18 protein-coding genes are annotated in these 22980 nt (G+C 65.9%); 7 read left to right on the top strand and 11 right to left on the bottom strand.

Annotated features, from left to right (window positions below; genetic code table 11):
- Positions 1-159 precede the first annotated feature (159 nt).
- The 3 genes from lspA to A4F85_RS25415 form a co-directional block, all read right to left on the bottom strand.
- The gene (lspA, locus tag A4F85_RS25425; RefSeq protein ID WP_013800899.1) at positions 160-675 is read right to left on the bottom strand and encodes a signal peptidase II; all 516 of its coding nucleotides are present in this window, start codon (positions 673-675) and stop codon (positions 160-162) included.
- Positions 676-695: 20 nt separating this feature from the next.
- A complete protein-coding gene (gene ileS, locus A4F85_RS25420; protein WP_063328189.1) occupies positions 696-3551 on the bottom strand; it encodes an isoleucine--tRNA ligase in 2856 nt (951 codons plus the stop codon).
- Between the two features lie 105 nt (positions 3552-3656).
- Positions 3657-4706, bottom strand: a complete 1050-nt coding sequence (locus A4F85_RS25415) for a bifunctional riboflavin kinase/FAD synthetase (protein ID WP_012207181.1) — start codon at positions 4704-4706, stop codon at positions 3657-3659.
- A 157-nt stretch (positions 4707-4863) separates the two neighbouring features.
- Here A4F85_RS25415 and A4F85_RS25410 point away from each other — a divergent pair, with 157 nt between their 5' ends.
- Positions 4864-5472, top strand: coding sequence for an HNH endonuclease (locus tag A4F85_RS25410; protein ID WP_012207180.1), 609 nt, complete (start codon positions 4864-4866; stop codon positions 5470-5472).
- A 10-nt stretch (positions 5473-5482) separates the two neighbouring features.
- Here the strand turns inward: A4F85_RS25410 and A4F85_RS25405 are convergent, their stop codons facing one another.
- From A4F85_RS25405 to A4F85_RS25395, 3 genes are all read right to left on the bottom strand, one after another.
- On the bottom strand, positions 5483-6799 hold the full coding sequence (locus A4F85_RS25405; RefSeq protein ID WP_063328188.1) for a tetratricopeptide repeat protein: 1317 nt from the start codon (positions 6797-6799) through the stop codon (positions 5483-5485).
- Between the two features lie 113 nt (positions 6800-6912).
- Positions 6913-8982 carry a sensor histidine kinase gene (locus tag A4F85_RS25400; RefSeq protein ID WP_063328187.1) on the bottom strand — a complete coding sequence of 690 codons (2070 nt, stop codon included), beginning with the start codon at positions 8980-8982 and terminating at the stop codon, positions 6913-6915.
- A complete protein-coding gene (locus tag A4F85_RS25395) occupies positions 8970-10949 on the bottom strand; it encodes a sensor histidine kinase (protein ID WP_063328186.1) in 1980 nt (659 codons plus the stop codon). The genes A4F85_RS25400 and A4F85_RS25395 overlap by 13 nt, the downstream gene beginning before the upstream one ends.
- Before the next feature lie 168 nt (positions 10950-11117).
- On the opposite strand from A4F85_RS25395, the gene A4F85_RS25390 reads away from it, so the two are divergent.
- From A4F85_RS25390 to A4F85_RS25380, 3 genes are all read left to right on the top strand, one after another.
- Positions 11118-11819 (top strand): response regulator transcription factor, encoded by a 702-nt coding sequence (locus A4F85_RS25390; RefSeq protein ID WP_063328185.1) that lies wholly within the window; start codon positions 11118-11120, stop codon positions 11817-11819.
- Positions 11820-12226: 407 nt separating this feature from the next.
- Positions 12227-14482, top strand: coding sequence for an IPTL-CTERM sorting domain-containing protein (locus A4F85_RS25385; protein WP_231890627.1), 2256 nt, complete (start codon positions 12227-12229; stop codon positions 14480-14482).
- 123 nt (positions 14483-14605) lie between these two features.
- A complete protein-coding gene (locus tag A4F85_RS25380) occupies positions 14606-15553 on the top strand; it encodes a bestrophin family protein (protein ID WP_012207174.1) in 948 nt (315 codons plus the stop codon).
- 90 nt (positions 15554-15643) lie between these two features.
- Here A4F85_RS25380 and A4F85_RS25375 read toward each other — a convergent pair whose 3' ends face one another.
- The 3 genes from A4F85_RS25375 to A4F85_RS25365 all read right to left on the bottom strand — a co-directional run bounded on the left by A4F85_RS25375 (position 15644) and on the right by A4F85_RS25365 (position 18844).
- The gene (locus A4F85_RS25375; RefSeq protein WP_063328183.1) at positions 15644-16759 is read right to left on the bottom strand and encodes an acyl-CoA dehydrogenase family protein; all 1116 of its coding nucleotides are present in this window, start codon (positions 16757-16759) and stop codon (positions 15644-15646) included.
- Between the two features lie 69 nt (positions 16760-16828).
- Positions 16829-18010: an acyl-CoA dehydrogenase family protein gene (locus tag A4F85_RS25370; RefSeq protein ID WP_012207172.1), complete on the bottom strand. Its 1182-nt coding sequence runs from the start codon at positions 18008-18010 to the stop codon at positions 16829-16831.
- Positions 18011-18163: 153 nt separating this feature from the next.
- Positions 18164-18844: a YceH family protein gene (locus A4F85_RS25365; protein WP_063328594.1), complete on the bottom strand. Its 681-nt coding sequence runs from the start codon at positions 18842-18844 to the stop codon at positions 18164-18166.
- Positions 18845-18942: 98 nt separating this feature from the next.
- Between A4F85_RS25365 and purN the strand changes: the two genes are divergently transcribed.
- Positions 18943-19521 carry a phosphoribosylglycinamide formyltransferase gene (gene purN, locus A4F85_RS25360; protein WP_012207170.1) on the top strand — a complete coding sequence of 193 codons (579 nt, stop codon included), beginning with the start codon at positions 18943-18945 and terminating at the stop codon, positions 19519-19521.
- Between the two features lie 7 nt (positions 19522-19528).
- Here purN and A4F85_RS25355 read toward each other — a convergent pair whose 3' ends face one another.
- Positions 19529-19801 (bottom strand): DUF1653 domain-containing protein, encoded by a 273-nt coding sequence (locus A4F85_RS25355; protein WP_063328182.1) that lies wholly within the window; start codon positions 19799-19801, stop codon positions 19529-19531.
- Between the two features lie 92 nt (positions 19802-19893).
- Here A4F85_RS25355 and A4F85_RS25350 point away from each other — a divergent pair, with 92 nt between their 5' ends.
- Both A4F85_RS25350 and A4F85_RS25345 read left to right on the top strand, forming a co-directional pair.
- Positions 19894-21222 carry an RsmB/NOP family class I SAM-dependent RNA methyltransferase gene (locus A4F85_RS25350; RefSeq protein WP_043825048.1) on the top strand — a complete coding sequence of 443 codons (1329 nt, stop codon included), beginning with the start codon at positions 19894-19896 and terminating at the stop codon, positions 21220-21222.
- A 115-nt stretch (positions 21223-21337) separates the two neighbouring features.
- A complete protein-coding gene (locus A4F85_RS25345; RefSeq protein ID WP_043825050.1) occupies positions 21338-22561 on the top strand; it encodes a DesA family fatty acid desaturase in 1224 nt (407 codons plus the stop codon).
- Here the strand turns inward: A4F85_RS25345 and A4F85_RS25340 are convergent.
- Positions 22536-22904: a hypothetical protein gene (locus tag A4F85_RS25340; RefSeq protein WP_063328181.1), complete on the bottom strand. Its 369-nt coding sequence runs from the start codon at positions 22902-22904 to the stop codon at positions 22536-22538. The two genes, A4F85_RS25345 and A4F85_RS25340, sit on opposite strands and share 26 nt — an antisense overlap.
- Positions 22905-22980 lie beyond the last annotated feature (76 nt).

Raw genomic sequence — 22980 nt, 5'->3', positions numbered from 1 at the left:
ATTGTAGAAATAAAACGAATCAAAAAGAATTTCGGTTGACCAAAAACGCACTCAGGAAAACCCGAGGAGAAAGCCCGTCGGCACGCAGTTGGCGGCAGCCTCCATGAAAAAGCCCCTCGCAGGAGGGGCTGGGCTGGCTGTCGTGGCGTGCGCCGCGGATCAGGTTCTTTTGGCCCGCCGTGCGCGCAGTACCTCGTCCAGGATCAGCAGGCCCGCGCCCACGCTGATGGCGATGTCGGCGGCATTGAAGGCCGGAAAGTGCGAACGGCCCCAGTAGAAGTCCAGGAAGTCCACCACGTAGCCGTGCTGCAGGCGGTCCACCACGTTGCCGATGGCGCCGCCCAGGATGCTGGCCAGCGAGAAGCAAAACAGCTTCTGCCCCGGATGCTTGCGCAACTGCCAGACGATGAGCAGCGTGGCCGCCACGCCGATGCCCACGAACAGCCAGCGCTGCCAGCCGCCCGCTCCGGCCAGGAACGAGAAGGCCGCGCCCGTGTTGTGGGCCCGCACGATGTTGAAGAAGCCCGTGATCGGTGTCCAGTCGCCCAGCTGGTAGGCACCAAGGATCCACTGCTTGGTGAGCTGGTCGATGGCGATGATCGCCAGCGACCAGGCCAGCCAGGGCCAGATGCGGCTGTTGCGGGATTCGGGGACCGCAGCAAAGGTAGGGGTCATGGCAGCGCCTCAGGGGTTGATTACGCCTTGTGGCGCTCTTCGCCAGCACCGTGCAGGTTGCTGTCGCAACGGCCGCACAGGCTGGGGTGCTCGGGGTTGATGCCCACGTCGGCACGGTAGTGCCAGCAGCGGTCGCACTTGGCATGGCTGCTGGGTGTGACGGCGGCCTGCAGGGCCTCGCCCGCCAGGGCCTCGGCTGCCGAGGTGATGAAGACGAACTTCAGGTCGTCGCCCAGGCTTTGCAGCAGGGCCAGGTCTTCGGGCTGGGCCGAGACACTGACTTCGGCCTGCAGCGAGGAGCCGACCCGGCCTTCGGTGCGCACGGCTTCGATGTCCTTGTTCACCACGTCGCGGATCTCGCGCAGGCGCGCCCACTTGGCCAGCAGGGCCTCGTCACCGGCCGGCAGGTCGGTGTAGGTCTCCAGGAAGATGGACTCGCTGTCGCCGAAGACCTTCCAGGCCTCTTCGGCCGTGAAGGACAGGAAGGGCGCCATCCAGCGCAGCATGGCATGCGTGATCTGGTGCAGGGCGGTCTGGGCGCTGCGGCGGGCCAGGCTCTTGGGCGCGCTGGTGTACAGGCGGTCCTTGAGCACGTCCAGGTAGAAGCCGCCCAGGTCTTCCGAGCAAAACAGCTGCAGCTTGGCCACCACGGGGTGGAATTCATAGACCTTGTAGTGGGCCAGCAGCTCGGCCTGGAACTGGGCCGCGCGGGCCAGGGCCCAGCGGTCGATTTCCAGCAGCTCTTCGGTGGGAACCGAGTCCTGCGCAGCATCGAAGTCGCTGACGTTGGCCAGCAGGAAGCGCAGCGTGTTGCGGATGCGGCGGTAGGCGTCCACCACGCGGGCCAGGATCTTGTCGTCGATGCCCAGGTCGCCCGAATAGTCGGTCGAGGCCACCCACAGGCGGATGATCTCGGCGCCCATCTTGTTGCTCACGTCCTGCGGGGCGACGGTGTTGCCCAGCGACTTGGACATCTTCTTGCCCTGGCCGTCCACGGTGAAGCCGTGGGTCAGCAGGCCGCGGTAGGGCGCGCGCCCGAAGATGGCCGAGGCCAGCAGCAGCGACGAATGGAACCAGCCGCGGTGCTGGTCATGGCCTTCCAGGTAGAGGTCGGCCTCGGGGCCCTGGTCGTGGTGCATGTCGGCGTGCGTGCCGCGCATCACGTGCCAGAAGGTGGAGCCGGAGTCGAACCAGACTTCGAGGATGTCGGTGCTCTTGGTGTAGTGCACGGCCTCCTCGGCGCCCAGGATGTCCTCGGCCGTCACGCGGCTCCAGGCCTCGATGCCACCCTGCTCGACCATGGCGGCCGCCTGGTCGATGATCTCCATGGTGCGCGGGTGCAGCTCGCCGCTGTCCTTGTGCAGGAAGAAGGGCAGGGGCACGCCCCAGCTGCGCTGGCGCGAGATGCACCAGTCGGGGCGGCCGGCGATCATGTCGCGCAGGCGGGTCTTGCCGTTCTCCGGGTAGAACTGGGTGTGCTCGATGGCTTCCAGCGCGATCTGGCGCAGCGTCTGCGCGGGCTTGTCGCCGGGCTTGGTGAACACGCCCTCGCCCTCGTCCATGCGGATGAACCACTGGGCTGCGGCGCGGTAGATCACGGGCGTCTTGTGGCGCCAGCAGTGCGGGTAGCTGTGGGTGATGGTCTTGGTGTCCATCAGGCGGCCGGCCAGCTTGAGCGCGTCGATGATGGCGGGCGTGGCCTTCCAGATGTGCTGGCCACCGAACAGCGGCAGCTCGGGTGCGTAGACGCCGTTGCCCTGTACGGGGCTTAGGATGTCTTCGCGCGTCATGCCGTTGTTCATGCAGCTGTTGAAGTCGTCCACGCCATAGGCGGGGGCCGAGTGCACGATGCCGGTGCCGTCATCGGCCGTGGCGTAGTCGGCCAGGAACACGGGCGAGACGCGGTCGAAGCCCTTGTCCATATCGGCCAGCGGGTGCTTGAACTGCAGGTGGTCCAGCTTCCTGCCCACGGCGGTGGCGACGACCTGGCCTTCGAGCTTCCAGCGTGCCAGGCACTTCTCGACCAGGGCCGAGGCCACGATCAGCAGGCCGCGCTCGGTGTCCACCAGGCTGTATTCCAGCTCGGGGTTGACGTTGAGCGCCTGGTTGGCGGGGATGGTCCAGGCCGTCGTCGTCCAGATGACGATGAAGGCTGGCTTGGCCAGCGAGGGCAGGCCGAAGGCGGCCGCCAGCCTGTCGGGCTCGGCCGTGGGGAACATCACGTCCAGCGTCTGGCTTTGCTTGTCGGCGTATTCGATCTCGAACTCGGCCAGCGAGGAGCCGCAGTCAAAGCACCAGTACACGGGCTTGAGGCCGCGGTAGACGAAGCCGCGCTCCATGACGCGCTTGAGGGCGCGCAGCTCGGCGGCCTCGTTGGCGTAGTTCATGGTCTTGTAGGGATGGTCCCAGTCGCCGAGCACGCCCAGGCGCTTGAAGTCCACCATCTGCTGGGCGATCTGCTCGGTGGCGAAGGCGCGGCTCTTGGCCTGCATCTCGTCGCGCGGCAGGTTGCGGCCATGCAGCTTTTCGATGGCGTTCTCGATGGGCAGGCCGTGGCAGTCCCAGCCCGGCACGTACAGCGCGTCGAAGCCTTCGAGCTGGCGGCTCTTGACGATCATGTCCTTGAGCGCCTTGTTCACCGCGTGGCCGATGTGGATCTTGCCGTTGGCGTAGGGCGGGCCGTCATGCAGGATGAACTTGGGCGCGCCGTGGCGCGCGTCGCGCAGCTTCTTGTAGAGCCCCTTGTCCTCCCATTCCTGGACCCAGCCCGGCTCGCGCTTGGGCAGGTCGCCGCGCATGGGGAAGGGCGTGTCGGGCATGTTCAGCGTGGCGCGATAGCCCGCATTGGCGTTGGGAGAGACTTTCGAATCAGACATGGAGAACCTTGAAAGCAGGCCAGAGCCCGGACCGTCTGGTCCAGGCACGGAAAAAGGGGAGGAAAGCCTGGTGCGCACCCGCGCCCGGGCAGGTGACGGAGAGCGTCAAATTCGGTCGCGCGTGGTCTGGCGACGAGTCTCGGTGTAGATGGGTGTGTGGATGGTGGCGAAGAACGCGCGCGCGTCATCGCAGTCCTTGGCGATGCCGGCGGTGAGGGCGTCGAGACTGTCGTACTTCAGCTCGTCGTGCAGTTTGTGCAGAAGTTCCACGCGGATGATTTTACCGTAGGCCTCTTCGCCTCCCGGCGCGCCGGGCCAATCGAGGCAATGCGTCTCCAGCAGGACGCGCCCGCCGTTGACATCCGTCGGGTCCAGGGAAGGGCGCACGCCGAGGTTGGCCACGCCGCGCAGCGGTCGTTCATTCAGGCCATGGACCAGCACGGCGAAGATGCCGCTGGCCGCGGGCTTCCAATGGTTGAAGCGCAGGTTCAGCGTGCGAAAGCCGTCGCCCGCGCCTTGGCGGCTCTCGGCCAGGCTGCGGCCCAGCTTGCGGCCGTGCACCACATGGCCGGAGATGGTGTAGGGATGGCCCAGCAGCCGCGCGGCGTCCTGCATGCGCCCCTCGGCCAGGGCTGCGCGCACATGGGTGCTGGACACCCGCAGGCCGTGCACCTCGTAGCTGTTCATGCGGGCCACGTCAAAGCCCTGGCGCTGGCCTGCCGCATCCAGCATGGCGTAGTCGCCCGCACGCTGGGTGCCGAAGCGGAAGTCGTCGCCAACCAGCACGTATTTCGCGCCTAGGCCCGCCACCAGCACTTCGTCGATGAAGGCCTGCGGCGACTGGCTGGCCAGCGTCTGGTTGAAGGGCAGCACCACGGTCTGGTCCACGCCGCAGCGCTCCAGCTCCGACAGCTTGTCGCGCAGCGTGCCTATGCGCGCCGGAGCGATTTCAGGCCGTCCAAGGGTCTGGGCGAAATAGTCGCGCGGATGGGGCTCGAAGGTCAGCACGCAGGTGGGCACGCCGCGCTGGGCAGCCTCGGCTGACAGCAGGGCCAGCATGGCTTGATGACCTCGATGGACACCATCGAAATTGCCGATGGTCACGGCGCAGGCCGATTCCCGCCCTGGATGGTTGAAGCCTCGAAAAATCTTCATGGGACGCTTTGTTTTCAATAGCGGCTGGCACGCGCGCAGCCAGCGCAGGCTGTCAATCCGACATGGAAACAGAGTATATTGCCTCGATAAGGCCTGCCTTGCAGGCCCTGTGCACTGGCTGCATTCCCGTTCACTTTGGTGTCAGAGGAGGCGTGTCGTGAAGGTCTTGAAGCTGTCGGCCCAAGGGCTGCCCCAATCCTGGATCACGCTGGAGCAGGCGGCGCTGCATTACGCGGCGGACGATGTGCGCTGGGAGTCCGGCGGAGAGGTCGCCTGTTTCCGCGGTGGTCACAATGCCGTCACGGGCTGCCAGTCGGTCATCCACATCAACAGCATCATCGGTACGCGCGGTGCGCCTGCCATCAATCCGCACAGCCTGCAGCCCGGCCTGACCAATGGCAAGCTGTTCGCACGCGACCGCTGCATCTGCGCCTATTGCGGCCGCGTGTTCCATGAAAACGACCTCACGCGCGAGCATATCGTGCCCATCTCCGCAGGGGGAGGCCACCAGTGGATGAACCTGGTGACGGCCTGCCGCTCCTGCAATCACCGCAAGGGTGCCCGCACGCCCGAGCAGGCGCGCATGCCGCTACTCTACACGCCCTATATACCCAGCCTCTGGGAAGACTTCATCCTGCGCAACCGGCGGATCCTGGCCGATCAGATGGAGTTCCTGCTGCTGCACGTGCCCCGGAGTTCGCGCTGGGCACGGGACGGATTCGCCGAGGGCGGCGGTGCGCCCACGCACGAGGTGGCGTGGGCTTGATGAAGGCCCGTCAGGCAGCGGTCTTGGTGGCCGTCACGACAAAGCCCTGAACCGGCTCGCCACCTTCCTGGCGCAGCACCAGTTCTTCCGTCGCCACACTGAAACCGGCTTGCTTGCACATCGCTTCGATATGGCTGCGCTTGTGGGCGTAGCGCTGGCTGGATTGGAGGACCAGGTCGGGACCGTCTTCTGGGGCGGTTTCGCAGGAGAAGATAAGTTCGCCACCCGTCTTTAGAATGCGTGCGGCATTGGGGATGACCAATTGGGGGTCGCCAATGTAGATCAGCACATCGAGCAGGGTCAGTACATCGTATTCATTGGCCGGCGTGTTCTGAAGCGCACCCAACAGGTCCACATTGTGGAAACGGTCATAGACGCCGTGTTTGGCGGCTTCCTCAATCATCTTGAGCGAGCTGTCCACACCGATCAGATAGCCTTGCATCGGACCCAGGAACAGCCCCAGCAGGCCGGTACCGCAGCCCAGATCCAGCAGGTTGAAGTCCTTCTCCGGGTGGCGAGCGATCAATTGCCCTGCAACGATTTTCGGCAGTTGGTAGTTCAGGCCGAGAACCAGATGCCTGTCAAAGCGCTCGGCCATCTCGTCGAACATGGCTTGGTGCATTCCCACCGGAATATGCTGGGGAGTTTCGGCCCGTGCCAGTGCCGCGTAGTAAGCCAGTGTGGCGTCCTGTGGGAATTTTTCCTCAAGGGTGCGGATATCGTCCAGGGCCGCTGCGGGTTCGCCGCGTGCGATTTGAACCTTGATGCGCCCCATTTTGTAGACAGGCTGTTCCGGGAATTCATCCACCAGAGCGTTCCAAATCTGGAGTGCCTCGGTGTGTTCTCCCAATTCGCCCAGGTCAGCGGCCAGATGCTGCCGCAGCATGGCATCGTTTGGAAAAAGCTCCAGTCCCCGGCGCAGGTGCAGGACAGCCATTTCATGATTTCCGGCACGGTGCGCGATGTCCACGACGCCCGCAAGCACCTGCGGATTGCGGGGCTCGATGCGCGCCACCTTTTCCGCCATTTCAATGGCGAGATCGAACTGATCGCGACGTGCGCGATAAAGGGCCGCTTCCAGGAGGCCCGGGCCCCACATCGGGGCGAGTTCAACGCAGCGATCGAAAGCCTCTTCGGCTTTGGCCGGGTTACCGGCCTTTTCTGCCATCAGCCCGGCCAGCATGAAGACACGGGCATCGCCTGGCATCTTGCGATGGGCCTTGTTCAGAGTCAGTGCGGCCTTCCGCAGATCGCCGTTGGAAATCTGCTGGCGAGCCATTTCCAGGTGCTTGCGGTTGATGTCGGCGGGGATGGAAGTAGCGCTCATGGACAGGTGTGTGTTTATGGCCAAGGAGAGGCGGGCGTTGATTACGGCATGTGCCGGCAGGCCACGCCAGTGGCGAACTTTTCATTATCGTGGATTCTTCGCCCGGCCATGTTTCAAGCCGATGCCTGCAAGGTCTTGGCCTGCGGTGCGGGCAAGGGGCGCGGTGGCAGCGTGAGCGTGAAGCTGGTGCCGCCCTGGATTGATGGCGCTGCCTGTATGTCGCCGCCGTGCAGGCGCGCAATGCGCCGTGCTACCCACAAGCCCAGGCCGAAGCCGCGGGCCTGGTCCGCGCGGTGACCGCGCTCGAAGCGCTCGAAGATGCGTTGCGCCAGCTCGGGTGCAAGACCCGGGCCCTGGTCGCTGACAGTGAGTTCCAGCCGGCCGTGTTCGTCGGTGCGCGCGCGCACGGCGATTTCTCCGGCCTTGGCGTATTTCACCGCGTTGTCCACGAGGTTGGACAGGGCGATGCGGGTGAGCGTGGAGTCGCACTCCCATGTGGCGGGCGCATTGGCGCTGTCCAGATTCAGGTGGTGGCGGCGTGACCAGTGCACAAGCTGCGCGGCATCATCGACCAGCTCCATGACGGGAGCGCGGTGCAATTGCAGCCGGAAGGCGGGAGCATCCAGGCGGTCGCTGATCAGGCAGTTGTCCACCAGGGCCGTCAGGCGCCTGCAAGCGCGGCGGATCTGTGCGGCGCGTTCCAGCTGGGAGTCGATGTCGGGCGAGGGAAAGGACAGCTGCTCGGTGGCCGCGCTGTCCACCACGGCCAGCGGCGTGCGGAATTCATGGTTGACCATGTTGAAGAACTGGCGCTGCTCCAGCCGCAGCGTGCGTTCGCTGTGCAGTGCCGCTTGCAGTGCGTTCTGGGCGCGCAGCAGCTCGGCCGTGCGCAGGCGTACACGCTCTTCCAGCGCATGCTCGGACTTGGCAAGGGATTCGAGCAGCTGTGCCTGGCGTGCCATGGATTCCCGGAATTTCTGGATCAGACCGGCGCCCACGGCCACGGTGATCACGATGTTGACCAGCAAGGTGTTGAGCTGCCAGAACACGCTGGTTTCTATGGTCGGCAGGCTGGTCAGGCCGACATAGGCCGCCGTCACATACAGGCCCATCAGCCCATACATGGTGCTGGGAACCACCATCAGCACATGGACCAGATTGGCACGCTCGCGCAGCAGATTGCTCCATGCCACCACGGCGAACAGTGCGCTGATGGCCCAGGGCGCGCCAACCCCTATCCAGGCCCAGTCCTGGTAGCGGCCCAGCGGTATGCTGGGCAGGCACAGCAGCGGGATGATTCCCAGGGCGAGCAAGGCCCGATCCATGCGCCGCCAGCGTGTGTCGCGTGTCAGCAGCTCGCGCATCTGCCAGGCCAGGGCGGCGGGCAGCATCAAGGTACCCAGGCTGACGCACAGATGACCCCAGTGCGCGAGATGGTCGGGCAGCCAGATCTGCAGGTACCCCCGGTCGCTGGCGCCGTGGATCAGCACGGCCATGGCGGCCACGGCCATGGCGGCCAGATTGCGCAGGCGCAGGGCCAGGGCAGCGCCGATGATCAGCAGGGCCAGCATGAGGTTGATGCCCTGGTGGATGCCCGATGCCCATTCCACGGCCGAGAACTGCGTCATCAGGCCGCTGCTGCGCCAGAGCGTGGCGTCCAGCTGCATGGGGCTGGAGGTCTGCACGCGCAGGATGAAGGGCTGGCCCGAGTACAGCGGAAACACCAGCTGCCGAACGTGCACGCGCGGTTCGTCGGTGGCCGTATCACCGCTGCTGCGCATGCGCCATGCGCCGTCCACGTGCTGGTAGAGCGCAACGCGGTCGAGATAACTGGGCAGGATTTCCAGCCACAGCGGATCGTGCTCGGGGTCTGCCTTGCCGGCGGCGATGTGAGGCGCCTGCACCTTGAGCCAATACACATCGCGCGTATAGCCCTTGTTCAGCGGTGTATCGAGCAGGGTGAAGGCCGTATCGGGCAGGGCTGCCACCTGATCGATGGTGAAGTTGCCCTGGGCATCGACGAGCGCCAGCATGGGCAGGTCCGTGCCCAGCTGCAGGCGCTTTGCCGGCAGGGACTGCCAGGCCGGGCTGAGAATGAAGCAGACCACCAGCACCAGCGAAAACACCAGCCAGCCCGGCAGCGCCAGCCGGTTCAGGATACGCAGCAGGTTCAGGATACGCATGGCGAGGCGGGCTGTGTTGCAGCTGTGGCAAGGCCGCTCTCTTCGGGAATGCTGCTGGGCAGCGTCAGCGTGAAGCAGGTGCCGCCGCCCGCAGCTGGCGTGACCTGCACATCGCCGCCATGCATCTGGGCCACGCGCCGGGCCACCCACAGCCCCAGGCCGAAGCCTCGGGTCTGGTCCGAACGCTCTCCGCGCTCGTGCAACTCGAAGATGCGCTGCGCCAACTCGGGCGCCAGGCCAGGGCCCTCGTCGCTGACGGTGAGTTCCAGCCTGCCCTGTGCGTCCAGGCGGGCGCATACGGCGATTTCTCCGGCCTGCGCGTATTTCACGGCGTTGTCCACGAGGTTGGACAGGGCGATCCGTACCAGGGTGGGATCGCATTCCCAGGAGGCGGGGACGCCCGCAGTCTCCAGCTTCAGATGGTGGCGGCGCGACCAGTGCACGAGCTGCACGGCATCGTCGATCAGGTCCATCACGGGCACCCGGTCGAGCTGCAGCCGGAATGCAGGCGCGTCCAGTCGGTCGCTGACCAGGCAGTTGTCCACCAGGGCCGTGAGGCGCCTGCAGGCGCGGCGGATCTGGGCTGCGCGTTCCAGCTGGGAATCGATATCGGTGGACGGAAAAGTCAGTTGCTCGGTGGCCGCGCTGTCCACCACGGCCAGCGGCGTGCGGAATTCATGGTTGACCATGTTGAAGAACTGGCGCTGCTCCAGCCGCAGGGTGCGCTCGCCATGCAAGGCGGCCTGCAGCGCATTTTGCGCATGCAGCAGCTCCGCCGTGCGCATGCGCACCCGTCCTTCCAGCGCATGTTCCGACCGGGCCAGCGACTCCACCAGATGGGCCTGCCTGCCCATGGAGTTCTGGAATTTCTCGACCAGGCTGGCACCCACGGCAATGATGATGAGGATGTACAGCAGCAGCGATTCCAGCTGCCAGTACATGCCTGCCTCAATGTCGGAAGACACCAGTCCCGTATAGGCCGCAGCCACGTGGATGCCCATGACCGTGTGCAGCGTGTAGGGAATCAGCACCAGCAGGTTGACGATGCTGGGGCCCTGGCGGAACAGGTTCTGCCAGGCCACCAGCGCACTCAGCAGACTGGCCATCCAGGGCACGCTGACCCCCAGCCAGGCCCATTGCGTGTAGTGCCCCGTCGGTATGCTGAGTACGGCCAGCAGCGGTGCCACGGTCAGCAGCACCAGCATGCGATCGATGCGGCGCCAGGCCGTGCCGCGCGTCAAGGTCTCGCGTGCCTGCCAGGCAAAGGCGGCAGGCAGCAGGAAGACGCCCACGCTCACCCAGACATCCGCATGCGGCGCCCAGGGCTCGGGCAGCCACAGCTGGGCATAGCCGCGCACATTGGCGTTGTGGGTCAGCACCACGAAGGCCAGCAAGGTCATGGCCATCAGGCTGCGCATGCGCAGGGCCAGGGCCGCGCCCGCGATCAGCAGGGTCAGCACCAGATTCACACCCTGGTGCACGCCCGATGCCCACTCGACGCTGGACAACCAGGCCATCAGCCCCGTGCTGCGCCAGACCGTGGCGTACAGCTGCATGGCGCTGCTGGTCTCGATGCGCAGTACAAAGGGCTGGCCAGCGCGCAGTGGAAACACCAGCTGGCGCACATGGATGCGCTGAGCCATGGGCACGGTGTCACCGCTTTCCCTCGCCTGCCACAGGCCGTGCGCCTGCTGGTAGAGCGTGACCCTGTCCAGATAGGTGGGCGTGATCTCCAGCCACAGCGCATCGTTGTCGGCCAGCCCGCTTGTGGGCGCAAGGGCAGGCGTTGCAACCCTCACCCAGTAAGCATGGCGGGTATAGCCCTCGTTCAGAGGCGTGCGCCGGGTTTCGAAGGCATCATCGGGCAGGGTCGCGACCTGTTCAATGGTCATGCTGCGGCCCGCATCGGCAAGCACCTGCATGGGCAGGTCCTTGCCAAGACGCAGTCCCTTGTCAGGGGGAGACATGGACGCCGGGCTCAGCACGAAAAATGCAAGCAACCCGAGCGAGACCATGATCCATGCAATAAATGTAAATTTTTGTGTGTTTCTCTGAACTGTGAGCATTCGAGAGTGTTCGTGCATGGCGGCGGACGTTCGCCCCAATGAAAATCCGCGCACCAATAGGCAAACATCATGCAGCAGACACTAGAGCCATCGATCGAGTTCACCGTCGCCGTCGTAGAGGACGACGAGGATATTCGTATCAATGTGTGTCGATTTTTAACAAAGTCTGGCTTGCATGCCTGGGGCACGGATTCTGCAGAAGACTTCTACATAAAGCTACTGCGTGAGAAGGCAGATCTGGTCGTCGTCGACCTGGGCCTGCCCGGCGAGGACGGCCTGAGCCTGGTCAAGCGCCTGGCCGAGCAGGAGATTCCCGTCGTGGTGCTCACGGCGCGCGGCGATCTGGACAGCCGCATTGCCGGCCTCAATGCCGGCGCCCTGCAGTACTTCGTCAAGCCCACCGACATGAACGAGCTGGTGGCCGGCATCCGCTCCCAGCTGCGCCGCAACACGGGCCAGCCGGCCCGGGCGGCGGCACCTTTCCTGACTTGGCGCCTTGACCCCCTGTCGGCCTGCATGGTCGCGCCCAACCACCAGATCATCGCCCTGACCAGTCGCGAGCTGGAATTGCTCGGCTGCCTGATGACAACCCCCGGAACCATGGTGGCCAAGCAGACCTTGATCGAGACCATGGGATACGCCGATGTGGATGACGGCTTCCACCGCATCGAGTCGCAGCTGACGCGGCTGCGCCGCAAGACCCTGGATATCTCCGGGCTGGCCCTGCCGGTGAGGGCCGTGTTCGGCCGAGGGCTGGTGTTCGTGCCTTAGGCGCCTTTTTCTTCTCCATTTCAGTTTTTTGAACCGCAGCCGTCCGGGCATGCGGAAGGGATTCGTTCGCCCATTTTTTTGCTGCAGAAGCGCGTGCGCGCGCTTGGGCGGCTTGGTGCTGGCTGCGTGCGCAGGCGGACGGCGTGGGCCGTCGGAGTTTTCAACCGTGATCAAACACACATGAAGAGAGGAATGGTATGGCGAGACAGAGTTTGCATATCCGGCCCGCAGGGCCGCGCATGAAGGCCTGGAGGCAGGCCAGAAGTCTGGTTGCAGCAGGCACCCTGGCAATGGTGGGTGCAGTTGCGCAGGCGGCATTTCTGAATGGGGACTTCGAGGCAGGGGACCTGACTGGCTGGACCCCTCAGGCCTGGACCAACAATGGCACCCAGGCCAATCCGAAACGCTTGAGCGAGTTGCGCCTGCAGCCACCTGGCACCAAGTCCCATCTGGTCGAAATCGCCAGCGGCTCGGAAAGCGCCGCAGACGAAGTCCTGTTCCGGGGTGACGCTGGCCAGTCCGCCCTCAAACTGACTTTGGCAGGCTCCCACTCTGCCCGTATCAACCTCAAGGCGAACAGCGCCACCCCAGCCAGCAACGTGATACCGCGGTCCAGCAAGGTCACGGGGGGACTCGCCGGCTGGACCCAGCAGGTCAATACGGCAAGTTCCATCACCCAGGAAGTGACGCTGACTGCAGATGACATCGACCAGGACGGCAAGATCCACATCCGATTTGTCGCGGCGCCCGTGCTTGAGTACGCCAGCAATCACGGAGGCGAGGATCGCCCCTACTTTGCCATCTCGCTGGTCAAGACCTATGACGCCCAGACCTCCACGGATCTGACGGGCTCGCCCCAGGAGTTGTTCTTCAAGTACCACTACGGCGGCGAGCCGGGAGCACCCTGGAAGACCTTTACCGACAAGGGCGGTGCCATCCAGAACTACACCGACCCTCAGGCCTACGATGTCGCACCCGGCAATGCCTACCTGCGGGTAGGCGACAAGGTCAGGCTGCAGGCCGTGGCCTCGGCCTGCAGTGCCGGTGGCCACGCAGGCCATCTGTACGTTGACAACTTCGGCACGACCCTGCCCAAGACACTGTGGATCAGCGCGTCCGGGCCTGTCAGCGCGCCCAAGGCGGACGGCACGGAGATCACCTACACCTATACCTATACGAACAACGGCAGCACCCCGGTGAACAACGTGAAGGTCACGCCCGCGATGCCCGTGGGCACGGATGCGGGCATCAGTCCGACCACGTTCGTGTCACTGGCCGGCGATGGCGGCGCTTGCACGGCCCCGGCCGTGGGCAGTTCAGACCCTGCCCAGTGCGACTTTGGGACCCTGGCACCCGGGCAGTCGGGCACGTTCACGATGACCGTGAAGGTTCCTTTGGGCACGCCGTCAGACCAGATCAACAACGGCAACTACACCATCGGAGGCGACCTGACCTCGACCCTGCTCGGTGCCATGGTGCAGACCCAATTGCTGGCTCCCGCGGCGAGCAGCGACATGGTGCCTGATGTCTCCGGACTCCCGCCCACCGCCGTGGTCGGCGTGCCCTACACCGGCAGCTTCTCCTGCAAGAACGATGGTGCAGCCAGCGCAGGCCAGGCCATCTGCGATGCCTCCGGTCTGCCCCCTGGCGTGACGGCAGGCCAATGCACGATAGACGGCGCGGCCTGGATGCAGCCCGGCGCGGTGCCTGCGGGCAAGACGGTGGTCTGCCAGGTCTCTGGCACACCGACGGGTCCAGGCGGCAGCTCGACGGTCACGGTGACCACGGGCGGCGACAATGACCTGACCCCGGGCAACAACACGACCACGTCGAACATCGCGGTCACCACAACGCCGGACATGCAGATCAATCTGAGCGGACTGCCCCCCACCTCGCCGCTGAACATTCCCTATAGCGGCAGCTTCACCTGCAGCAACCAGGGCCTGGCCAACGCCGTGAGCGGCACCTCCTGCGCCGTCACCGGCCTGCCGGCTGGCGTGACGCAAGGCGCATGCTCCATCAGCCCCGGCAATGCCGCGTGGGTGGCGGGCAATGCGGTGCCGGTGGGAGCCACGGTCACCTGTCAGGTGAGCGGTACGCCCACGGCCGCAGGTTCGTCCACGGTCACGGGCACCACGGGCGCAACGGATGATTCGAATGCGGCGAACAACACCGCGACCATGAATGTGTCCACCGTTGCAGTGCCCGACATGGGCGTCGATCTGAGCGGCCTGCCGACCGCGTTCACGGCCGGCACGCCCTACAGCGGCAGTTTTGTCTGCAAGAACCTGGGTTCGGTCGATGCATCGGCAGGCACCTCGTGCGCAGTCACGGGACTGCCCGCCGGTGTGAGCCAGGGAGCGTGCCGCATCAGCCCTGCCAATGCAGCCTGGTCGGCAGGTGATGCCGTACCTGCGGGCGCCAGCGTGACCTGCACGGTCAGCGGAACGCCCAGCTCCGTGGGAGCCGTGACACTGACGGGCAGCACCGGTGCGACCGGAGATGCCAACCCGGCCAACAACACGGCTTCCCGCGCAGTGGCAGGGGCCGTGTCGCCGGCCTCCATTCCCACCCTCTCCGAATGGGGCCTGATCCTGATGTCCGGCCTGATGGGCATCATGGGCTGGGGCATGGCGCGCCGCCGCCGCGCCAACCCGCTGTGACCGGCAGTCGGTCGTGACACAGGGCGCCCTTCGGGGCGCCTTTTTTTTCATCTGGGCGCGGCCGCAGCCAATTGACTTGCTCAATGTGTGATCGAATAAGGGTTTGTACCTAGCGATATCCCCATGATCGTCCGTGATCGCCCCGCCGGCCTCAGGCTGTTTCTGATTTTGCGGGGCTCGGTGCTCCAGCGTATCCAGGTCACGCTGCTCGTGAACATCGTGTTCGCCGCCATCATCACTCTGGTGCATGGCAACCTGTTCGACGTGAAGATCACGGTGACGCCCATCCCTTTCACGCTGATCGGCCTGCCGCTGGCCATCTTCCTGGGCTTTCGCAACAACACCGCCTATGACCGCTACTGGGAAGGGCGCAAGCTCTGGGGCGAGATGGTGATCTGCGCGCGCACGCTGGCGCGCCAGTGCCAGAGCCTGATCGTCATCGACGGCGATCCGGACCCGGCCCGGCGCAGCAGCGATGTGCGCGTGCGCATGGTGCACCGGGCGATCGCCTTTGCCCATCTGCTGCGGACGCAGTTGCGCGGGCTGCACGAGGATGTGGCCGCAGGCCGCTGGCTGGTGGACAAGGAATGGCGCCAGCTCCAGGGCCTGCCGCTGGAGCAGCGCTGCGACGCACTGATGATGTCCATGGGCCGCGATCTGGCGCAGTGCGTGCGCCGTGGCGAGATGGACCCCTGCCTGGCCGCGTCCATGGACAAGACCTTCACGCGCATGACGGCGGCAGCCGCCTCGTGCGAGCGCATTCGCAACACGCCCATGCCGTTCTCCTATGCGCTGCTGCTGCACCGCACGGCCTATATGTACTGCTTTCTGCTGCCGTTCGGCCTGGTGGACACGACCGGGTTCATGACGCCCTTTGTCGTGGCCATCGTGGCCTACACCTTCTATGGGCTCGACGCCCTGGGCGATGAACTCGAAGAGCCCTTTGGCCTGGAGAGCAACGACCTGCCGCTGGACACCATCTGCCGCTCCATCGAGATCAGCCTGGGCTGCACGCTGGGCGAGACGGATCTGCCGGCACCGCTCAGGCCGGAGGGCTACCGGCTGACCTGAGGCGGCGGGCAGACATGGGCAAAGGCCCATAAAAAAAGCCCCGCAGTTTTCTGCGGGGCCTGGTGTGGTGCGGCGCGGTGAGGTCAGACCTCAGGCAAACACGCCGGCCGTGTCCTGCATCTTCGCGGAGACGATGCCCAGGTGATGCAAGGTGTCACCGCCCGTCATCTCCATCTGCGTCAGGCGCTTGAAGTAGTGGCTGCCCGCGTACTCGTCGGTCACACCGATGCCGCCGTGCAGCTGGACCGACTGCTGGCCGACAAAACGCAGCGACTGGCCCAGCTGGACCTTGGCGCGCGCGATGGCCACGTGGCGCTCGGCATCGGCCGCGCTCATCTTGAGGCTGGCGTAATAGCTCATGGAGCGGGCCAGCTCCAGCTGCATCTTCATGTCGGCCACGCGGTGGCGCAGGGCCTGGAAGCTGGCGATCACCGTGTTGAACTGCTTGCGCTGGTTCATGTACTCGGTGGTGAGCTTCAGCGTCTGCTCCATGGCGCCCACGCCTTCGGCGCACAGCGCGGCGTTGGCGGCGTCCTGGGCCAGCGTGAGGGCGGCCAGGCCATCGGCCGTCACCAGCGTGGCGGGGGCCGCCTGGCAGCGCAGTTCGGCCGCGCGGCTGCCGTCCTGGGTGCGGTAGCCGTGGGTGCTGACGCCGCTGGCGCTGCGTTCCACCAGGAAGAGGGCGATCTTGCCGTCCAACTGGGCCGGCACCAGAAAGGCGTCGGCCGCGTCGCCTGCAGGCACCACGCTCTTGGTGGCGTCCACGGTGTAGCCGCTGCCGCTCTTGCTGGCCTTGGCGGCACAGACATCGAGGCGGTAGCGGGCCTGGCGCTCCTGGTGTGCCAGCACGACCAAGGCCTCGCCGCTGGCCACGCGCGGCAGCCACTGGCCGGCCACGGAGGCGTCGGCGTGCTTGCCGAGCACGCCGGCGGCCACAAAGGCCTGCGCCAGCGGCTCCATCACCAGGCCGCGGCCCAACTCCTCCATCACCACCATCACGTCGGTGGCCCCCAGGCCCAGGCCGCCGTGCTCCTCGGGCACGGTCAAGGCCGTCAGGCCCAGTTCGGCGAGCTCGCCCCAGACCTCGCGCGAAAAACCACCCGCCTCGACGATGGAGCGGCGGCGCTCGAAGGTATAGCCCTTGTCCACCCAGCGGCGCACGGCGTCGCGCAGTTGCTGCTGGTCATCCGAAAAATCAAAGTCCATTTTCTGTCTCCCGAAGCTGATCGAAGCGCGTCCGGCGCACTTCCGGGTTCAGCGAAACTCCAGCCAAAATCAGCCCAGCACCGTCTGAGCGACGATGTTTCTTTGCACCTCGTTGGAGCCGCCGTAGATCGTCGTCTTGCGCATGTTGAAGTACGTCGATGCCAGCGGCGCGTTGTCCACCACGCCGCCGGGGAAGTCGCCCTGCCAGCCGGCTTCCATGGCCTCTTCGATGAAGGGCAGGCTGAAGGGGCCGGCGGCCTGCATCATCAACTCGGAGTAGCGCTGCTGGATCTCGCTGCCCTTGATCTTGAGCAGGCCGGCGATGTCCAGCGGGTTCTTGCCCGATTTCTCGGCCGACAGCACGCGCAGCACCAGCATTTCCAGCGCGACCACGTCGACTTCGAGCTTGGCGATCTCGTCGCGGAAACGCTGGTCCTCGTAGACGCCTTCGGCCTTGGCGATGCGCTTGAGGCGCTCCAGCTCGCGCTTGGCGCGGTTCACGTCGGCGATGTTGGTGCGCTCGTGGCTCAACAGGTGCTTGGCGTAGGTCCAGCCCTTGTTTTCCTCGCCGATCAGGTTCTCGGCCGGCACCTCGACGTTGTCGAAGAAGACCTCGTTGACCTCGCACTCGCCGTCCAGCAGCTTGATCGGGCGCACGGTCACGCCGGGGCTCTTCATGTCCACCAGCAGGAAGCTGATGCCGGTCTGGGGCTTGCCCTCGTTGCTGGTGCGCACCAGGCAGAAGATCCACTCGCCGTACTGGCCCAGCGTGGTCCAGGTCTTCTGGCCGTTGACGATGTACTTGTCGCCCACGCGCTCGGCACGGGTCTTGAGGCTGGCCAGGTCCGATCCCGAGCCCGGCTCCGAGTAGCCCTGGCTCCACCAGACCTCGCCGCTGGCAATGCCGGGCAGAAAGCGCTGCTGCTGCTCGGGCGAGCCGTAGGCCATGATCACGGGCGCCACCATCACGGGGCCGAAGGGAATGATGCGCGGGGCGCAGGCCAGGGCGCATTCCTCCTCGAACAGATGCTTTTGCACGGCCGTCCAGCCGGGGCCGCCGAACTGCTTGGGCCAGCCGTAGCCCAGCCAGCCTTTCTTGCCAAGAATCTTGGCCCAATTCTGCAGGTCGTCGCGCGTCAGGCGCAGCGAATGGCGCACCTTGTGCGCGATGTCCTGGGGCAGGTTGGCCCGCACCCAGGCGCGGACTTCCTCGCGAAAGGACTGTTCTTCAGGGGTAAATGCCAGGTCCATGGACTGTGTCTCCTTCAATCCCGGCTTTTGTAGCACGCACGTTCTTTTTTGGACTGTCCAGGGCGTGACAACCTATGGCAATCCCTGATGCAGCAAGCCCCGGGCGGCGGGGCCGTCCGGGGCTTGCTGCTGGGGCTGCCTGAGCGCAGGCGATCAGCTGGATTGGCCGGGCTCCTCCAGCCCCAGCTGTGCATAGACATGCGCAAGACGTGCCTGCAATTGCTGTACCTGGGCTTCGAGATCGACCACGCGCTGGGCCAGGGCATCGCCGCGTGCGCCTGCTGCAGCGAGGGGCTGGGCCATGGCGTTCACGTCCACGGGGCCGCACAGCAGATGGGCCCAGCGCTGCTCGCGTGCGCCAGGCGCGCGTGGCAGCAGCACGACCAGCGGGCCGCCTTTTTCCTCGCTGCGTTCGCGCAGCTCTTCCAGGAAGGCTTCGACGGATGAGATGTCGGCGAAGCGGTGCCAGCGCTCGGAGTTGATGCGCAGCTCGCCCGCCGTCTGCGGGCCGCGCAGCATCAGCAGGGACAGCAGCACGGCACTCTGGTCGGGCACCCCCACGCCGCGCGGGAAGTTGTGCTCCCAGCGCGTGGCGCGCGCGCTGCTGATCTGTACGGACATGGTGCGCAGGCGCAGGCTGTCCAGCGCTTCCTGGGCCTCGCCTTCGCTGACTTCCATCACCGGATCACGGCTGCTCTTCTGGTTGCAGCCCGTGACCAGCGCGTTGAGCGTGAGCGGGTAGCTGTCGGGCACGGTGCGCGCCTTCTCCATCAGGGTGGCCAGCACGCGGGCTTCGACAGCGGTCAGGGGGGTGGAGCGGGGAACGAATGGCATGGGTGTCTGGACGGAAGAGGTGACAAGGCCCGGCAGGGCCATGGGCCTTGCCGGGGCTGGCGCAGGCCGCGCGGCCTGCGGTGCGACAATCGCCGCCCATGAAAAATATCGTGATCCTGATCTCGGGCGGCGGCTCGAACATGGCTGCCATTGTGCGTGCTTCGCAGCAACAGGACTGGGCGCGGCGTTACGGCGCCCGCGTGGCCGCCGTGGTCAGCAACAAGGCCGAGGCTTCGGGCCTTGTTTTCGCGCGCGAGCAAGGCATTGCCACCGAGGTGCTGGACCACCGCCCGTTTCCCAGCCGCGAGGCGTTTGATGCCGAGCTGGCCCAGGTGATCGACCGCCACGCGCCTTCGCTGATCGTGCTGGCCGGCTTCATGCGCATCCTCACGCCGGGCTTCGTGGCGCATTACGAGGGACGCATGATCAACATCCACCCCTCGCTGCTGCCCGCCTTCACGGGTCTGCACACGCACCAGCGGGCGATCGATGCAGGCTGCCGCTTTGCAGGCTGCACCGTGCACCGCGTTACGGCCGAGCTGGATGTGGGCCCCATCCTGGAGCAGGCCGTGGTGCCCGTGCTGCCCGGCGACACGGCCCAGGCGCTGGCCGCGCGCGTGCTGGTGCAGGAGCACCTCATCTACCCGCGCGCCGTGGCGCAGTTGATGCGGGGCTAGGGTCTGCTCACAGGCCTTCGCTCTGAAAGGCCTGCTGCTCCACTTCGGGGCAGCGTGCAAAGCGGGGCTGCTCCACGCCGTCGATGACCACGGTTTCATTGAACATGGCGGCAGGCCGCACCCACAGGCCTCGCTCGCCGTAGAGCGCGCGATACAGCGTCATGGACTCGCGCGTCTCACTGTGGCGCACGGTGGCAAGCACTTCGTAGGGGGCGCCTTTGTAGTGGCGGTACAGGCCCGGGGGCGTGGAGATCAGAGGTGGCAGGTCGTCGTCGGTCATGGGGCGCCATGGTAGCTGCGCCAGCCCGGCGTTGCTTCGGGTTCCGACCTGTGGCCCTCTCGGATTTGCAAGGCAGTGGGACAATTGCGCCCATGCATCCCAAACAGCTTCTCGACGCCTGCGCCGAACTGGTCAAGCGCACCCTGACTTTCGAACACCCGGCCGACGCCGTGGTGTCACGCTTTTTCCGTGAAAACCGCAACCTGGGCCCGCGCGAGCGTGCCGCGCTGGCCGAAACCGCCTACACCGTGCTGCGCAAGAAGCTGCTTTTTGAGAGCCTGGCACGTTCTGGCAGCGGCTCGCGCGAGCGCAGGCTGGCCATCCTGGGCTTTGCCCATAGCCAGGAAGCCCTGGCCCGCGTGGCCGGCAAGTCCGAGCAGGGCGTCAAGGAGGCGCTCGGCTTTGCGCGCGCAGCGCTGTCCCCCCAGGAACTGCAATGGCTGGACGCCTGCGATGCCGTGCGCCCCGATGAGCTGATGGAGCCGCACCGCCACAACCTGCCCGAGTGGCTGGTCGCGCCGCTCAAGCAGCAACTGGGCGAAGATTTCTGGGCCTTTGCCCAGAGCATGGAGCAGGCCGCACCGCTGGATCTGCGCGTCAATGCGCTGAACGCCAAGCGTGCCGATGTGCAAAAGGAACTGGCCGATGCCGGCATCGCCGCCGAAGCCACGCCGTACTCGCCCTGGGGCCTGCGCGTGCAGGGCAAGCCCGCGCTGGCCCGGCTGGACGCCTTCACGCGCGGCGCCATCGAGGTGCAGGATGAAGGCTCCCAGCTGCTGGCGCTGATGCTGGACGCCAAGCGCGGCGAAATGGTGGTCGATTTCTGCGCCGGCGCAGGCGGCAAGACCCTGGCCATTGGCGCGTCCATGCGCAGCACGGGGCGCCTGTACGCCTTCGATGTGTCCGGCCACCGGCTCGAAGCCCTGAAGCCGCGCCTGGCGCGCTCGGGCCTGTCGAATGTGCACCCCGCGGCCATCGCCCATGAGCGCGACGACCGCGTCAAGCGCCTGGCCGGAAAGATCGACCGCGTGCTGGTCGATGCGCCCTGCTCGGGCCTGGGCACGCTGCGCCGCAATCCCGACCTCAAGTGGCGCCAGTCGGCCAAGGCCATCGAGGAGCTCACGCAAAAGCAGGCGGCCATCCTGGCCAGTGCAGCGCGTCTGGTCAAGCCGGGTGGGCGCCTGGTCTATGCTACCTGTTCGGTCCTGCCGCAGGAAAACGAAGCCATCGCCGAGGCCTTCGCAGCGGAGCACTCTGACTTCGTGGCCATGGATGCCGGCGAACTGCTGGCCCAGCTCAAGGTGGAGCAGGGTGACGCGCTGTGCAGCGGCGGCGAGACCGGCACGCAGTACCTGCGCCTGTGGCCGCAGCGCCATGAGACGGACGGATTTTTCGCCGCCGTTTGGACCCGGAAGCCGTAACTTGCAGACGCAATAAGCTGTAAATCGCAGGAGATTGCCGAATGCCTTTGTAGGCGCATCGCCTAAAATTGAGGCATCGGTGCCACTGGGCGCCGCCTTGCCAAAGGCTTCGGTTATGTCGCTGGATTTCGGATCGGTTTGGAACCTCGCCGTGGATTGGATGGCCCATGGCCTGTGGCAGCTGTCGTGGTGGCAGCTGCTGCTGTACGCCCTGGTCACCACCCACATCACCATTGCGGGCGTCACCATCTTCCTGCACCGCTGCCAGGCCCACCGCTCGCTGGACCTGGGGCCGGTTCCTTCTCACTTCTTCCGTTTCTGGCTGTGGCTGGGTACGGGCATGGTCACCAGGGAGTGGGTGGCCATCCACCGCAAGCACCATGCCAAGTGCGAAACCGAGGACGACCCCCACAGCCCGCAGACACGTGGCCTGGACACCGTGATGCGCCAGGGTGCGGAGCTGTACCGCGAAGAGGCGGCGAACGCCGAGACACTCAGGAAGTTCGGCCATGGCACGCCCGACGACTGGATCGAGCGCCATCTCTACAGCCGGCATTCGATCTGGGGCCCTTCGCTGATGCTGATCATCAATGTGCTGCTGTTCGGTGCCATCGGGCTGACGATCTGGGCCGTGCAGATGGCCTGGATTCCGTTCTGGGCTGCCGGCGTGGTCAACGGCCTGGGCCATTTCTGGGGCTACCGCAACTTCGAGGCCCAGGATGCCAGCACCAACCTCGTGCCCTGGGGCCTGATCATTGGCGGCGAGGAACTGCACAACAACCACCATACCTACCCGACCTCGGCCAAGTTCTCGGTCAAGCGCTATGAGTTCGATGTGGGCTGGGTCTACATCAGCGCCATGCAGAAGCTGGGCTGGGCCAAGGTCAAGAAGACGGCGCCGCGGCTGGTCATGGGCGCCGTCAAGCCCGTGGCCGACGAAAAGACGCTGGAGGCCGTGATCGCCAACCGCTACGAGGTCATGGCCCGCTATGCGCGCGGCGTGCGCGCCGCCGTGCAGATCGAGCTCGATGCGCTCAAGCAGCGCAAGGCCCGGCAGGCCGACCTGTCCCTGCTCAAGACGGCGCGCCGCTGGCTGCACCGCGATGCCGACAAGGTGCCCGCCCAGGCGCAAGGGCAGCTGGCCCAGGCGCGCGCAGCCCACCCCGTGCTCGACCAGATGCTGGTCATGCGCGAGGAGCTGCGCCAGCTGTGGCTGAACACCTCGCTGTCGCGCGAGCAACTGACGGCCCATCTGCAGGCCTGGTGCCATCGCGCCGAGGCCAGCGGCATTGCCGCGCTCAAGGAGTTCTCGGTCAAGCTGCGCGCTGCCCACGCCTGAAGCCGCGAAGCCAGCCGGCAACCGACCACGCCCGGGGCCGCATCCCCTCTTCGGAGGCGATGCGGCTTTTTGCTGTGGGGCTCTGCCGCAGTTCCAGGCTTGCCATGGCCTGGGACAAGGAGCGGACCCGTATCTGCAGATCGGCGCCCGCACGCCAGCCCTGGCCCGGCTGCAGCCTGAGGGCCGGCGCGGGCGCCCCATCCGCCCAGGCCTGTTGCGGGGCGGTGATTTCCAGCGGGCCGTGGCGGCAGAACAGTTCACTGCCCTCCTGCACATGCAGGTGAAGATCGTTGCCGGGGGCAAGATGGCGCAGTTCGAAGGAGCGGGTGTCGGCGTTGTGCATGGTCTGTGTCCTGTGATTCCAGGCCCTCAAGCGTAGGCAGGCGGCCTTCATCGGCACAGGCACAGCCCGCGGCTTG

It is taken from the genome of Delftia sp. GW456-R20 (assembly GCF_001622915.1).
GTDB classification, from domain to species: Bacteria; Pseudomonadota; Gammaproteobacteria; order Burkholderiales; family Burkholderiaceae_C; genus Comamonas; species Comamonas acidovorans.
This window is presented reverse-complemented; position numbering and strand designations above follow the sequence as displayed.

Coding starts and splice junctions, on each gene's coding strand:
- lspA (WP_013800899.1), bottom strand. CDS start 675: ATGACCCCTACCTTTGCTGCGGTCCCCGAATCCCGCAACAGCCGCATC.
- ileS (WP_063328189.1), bottom strand. CDS start 3,551: ATGTCTGATTCGAAAGTCTCTCCCAACGCCAATGCGGGCTATCGCGCC.
- A4F85_RS25415 (WP_012207181.1), bottom strand. CDS start 4,706: ATGAAGATTTTTCGAGGCTTCAACCATCCAGGGCGGGAATCGGCCTGC.
- A4F85_RS25405 (WP_063328188.1), bottom strand. CDS start 6,799: ATGAGCGCTACTTCCATCCCCGCCGACATCAACCGCAAGCACCTGGAA.
- A4F85_RS25400 (WP_063328187.1), bottom strand. CDS start 8,982: ATGCGTATCCTGAACCTGCTGCGTATCCTGAACCGGCTGGCGCTGCCG.
- A4F85_RS25395 (WP_063328186.1), bottom strand. CDS start 10,949: ATGTCTCCCCCTGACAAGGGACTGCGTCTTGGCAAGGACCTGCCCATG.
- A4F85_RS25390 (WP_063328185.1), top strand. CDS start 11,118: ATGCAGCAGACACTAGAGCCATCGATCGAGTTCACCGTCGCCGTCGTA.
- A4F85_RS25380 (WP_012207174.1), top strand. CDS start 14,606: ATGATCGTCCGTGATCGCCCCGCCGGCCTCAGGCTGTTTCTGATTTTG.
- A4F85_RS25375 (WP_063328183.1), bottom strand. CDS start 16,759: ATGGACTTTGATTTTTCGGATGACCAGCAGCAACTGCGCGACGCCGTG.
- A4F85_RS25370 (WP_012207172.1), bottom strand. CDS start 18,010: ATGGACCTGGCATTTACCCCTGAAGAACAGTCCTTTCGCGAGGAAGTC.
- A4F85_RS25365 (WP_063328594.1), bottom strand. CDS start 18,844: ATGCCATTCGTTCCCCGCTCCACCCCCCTGACCGCTGTCGAAGCCCGC.
- purN (WP_012207170.1), top strand. CDS start 18,943: ATGAAAAATATCGTGATCCTGATCTCGGGCGGCGGCTCGAACATGGCT.
- A4F85_RS25355 (WP_063328182.1), bottom strand. CDS start 19,801: ATGACCGACGACGACCTGCCACCTCTGATCTCCACGCCCCCGGGCCTG.
- A4F85_RS25350 (WP_043825048.1), top strand. CDS start 19,894: ATGCATCCCAAACAGCTTCTCGACGCCTGCGCCGAACTGGTCAAGCGC.
- A4F85_RS25345 (WP_043825050.1), top strand. CDS start 21,338: ATGTCGCTGGATTTCGGATCGGTTTGGAACCTCGCCGTGGATTGGATG.
- A4F85_RS25340 (WP_063328181.1), bottom strand. CDS start 22,904: ATGCACAACGCCGACACCCGCTCCTTCGAACTGCGCCATCTTGCCCCC.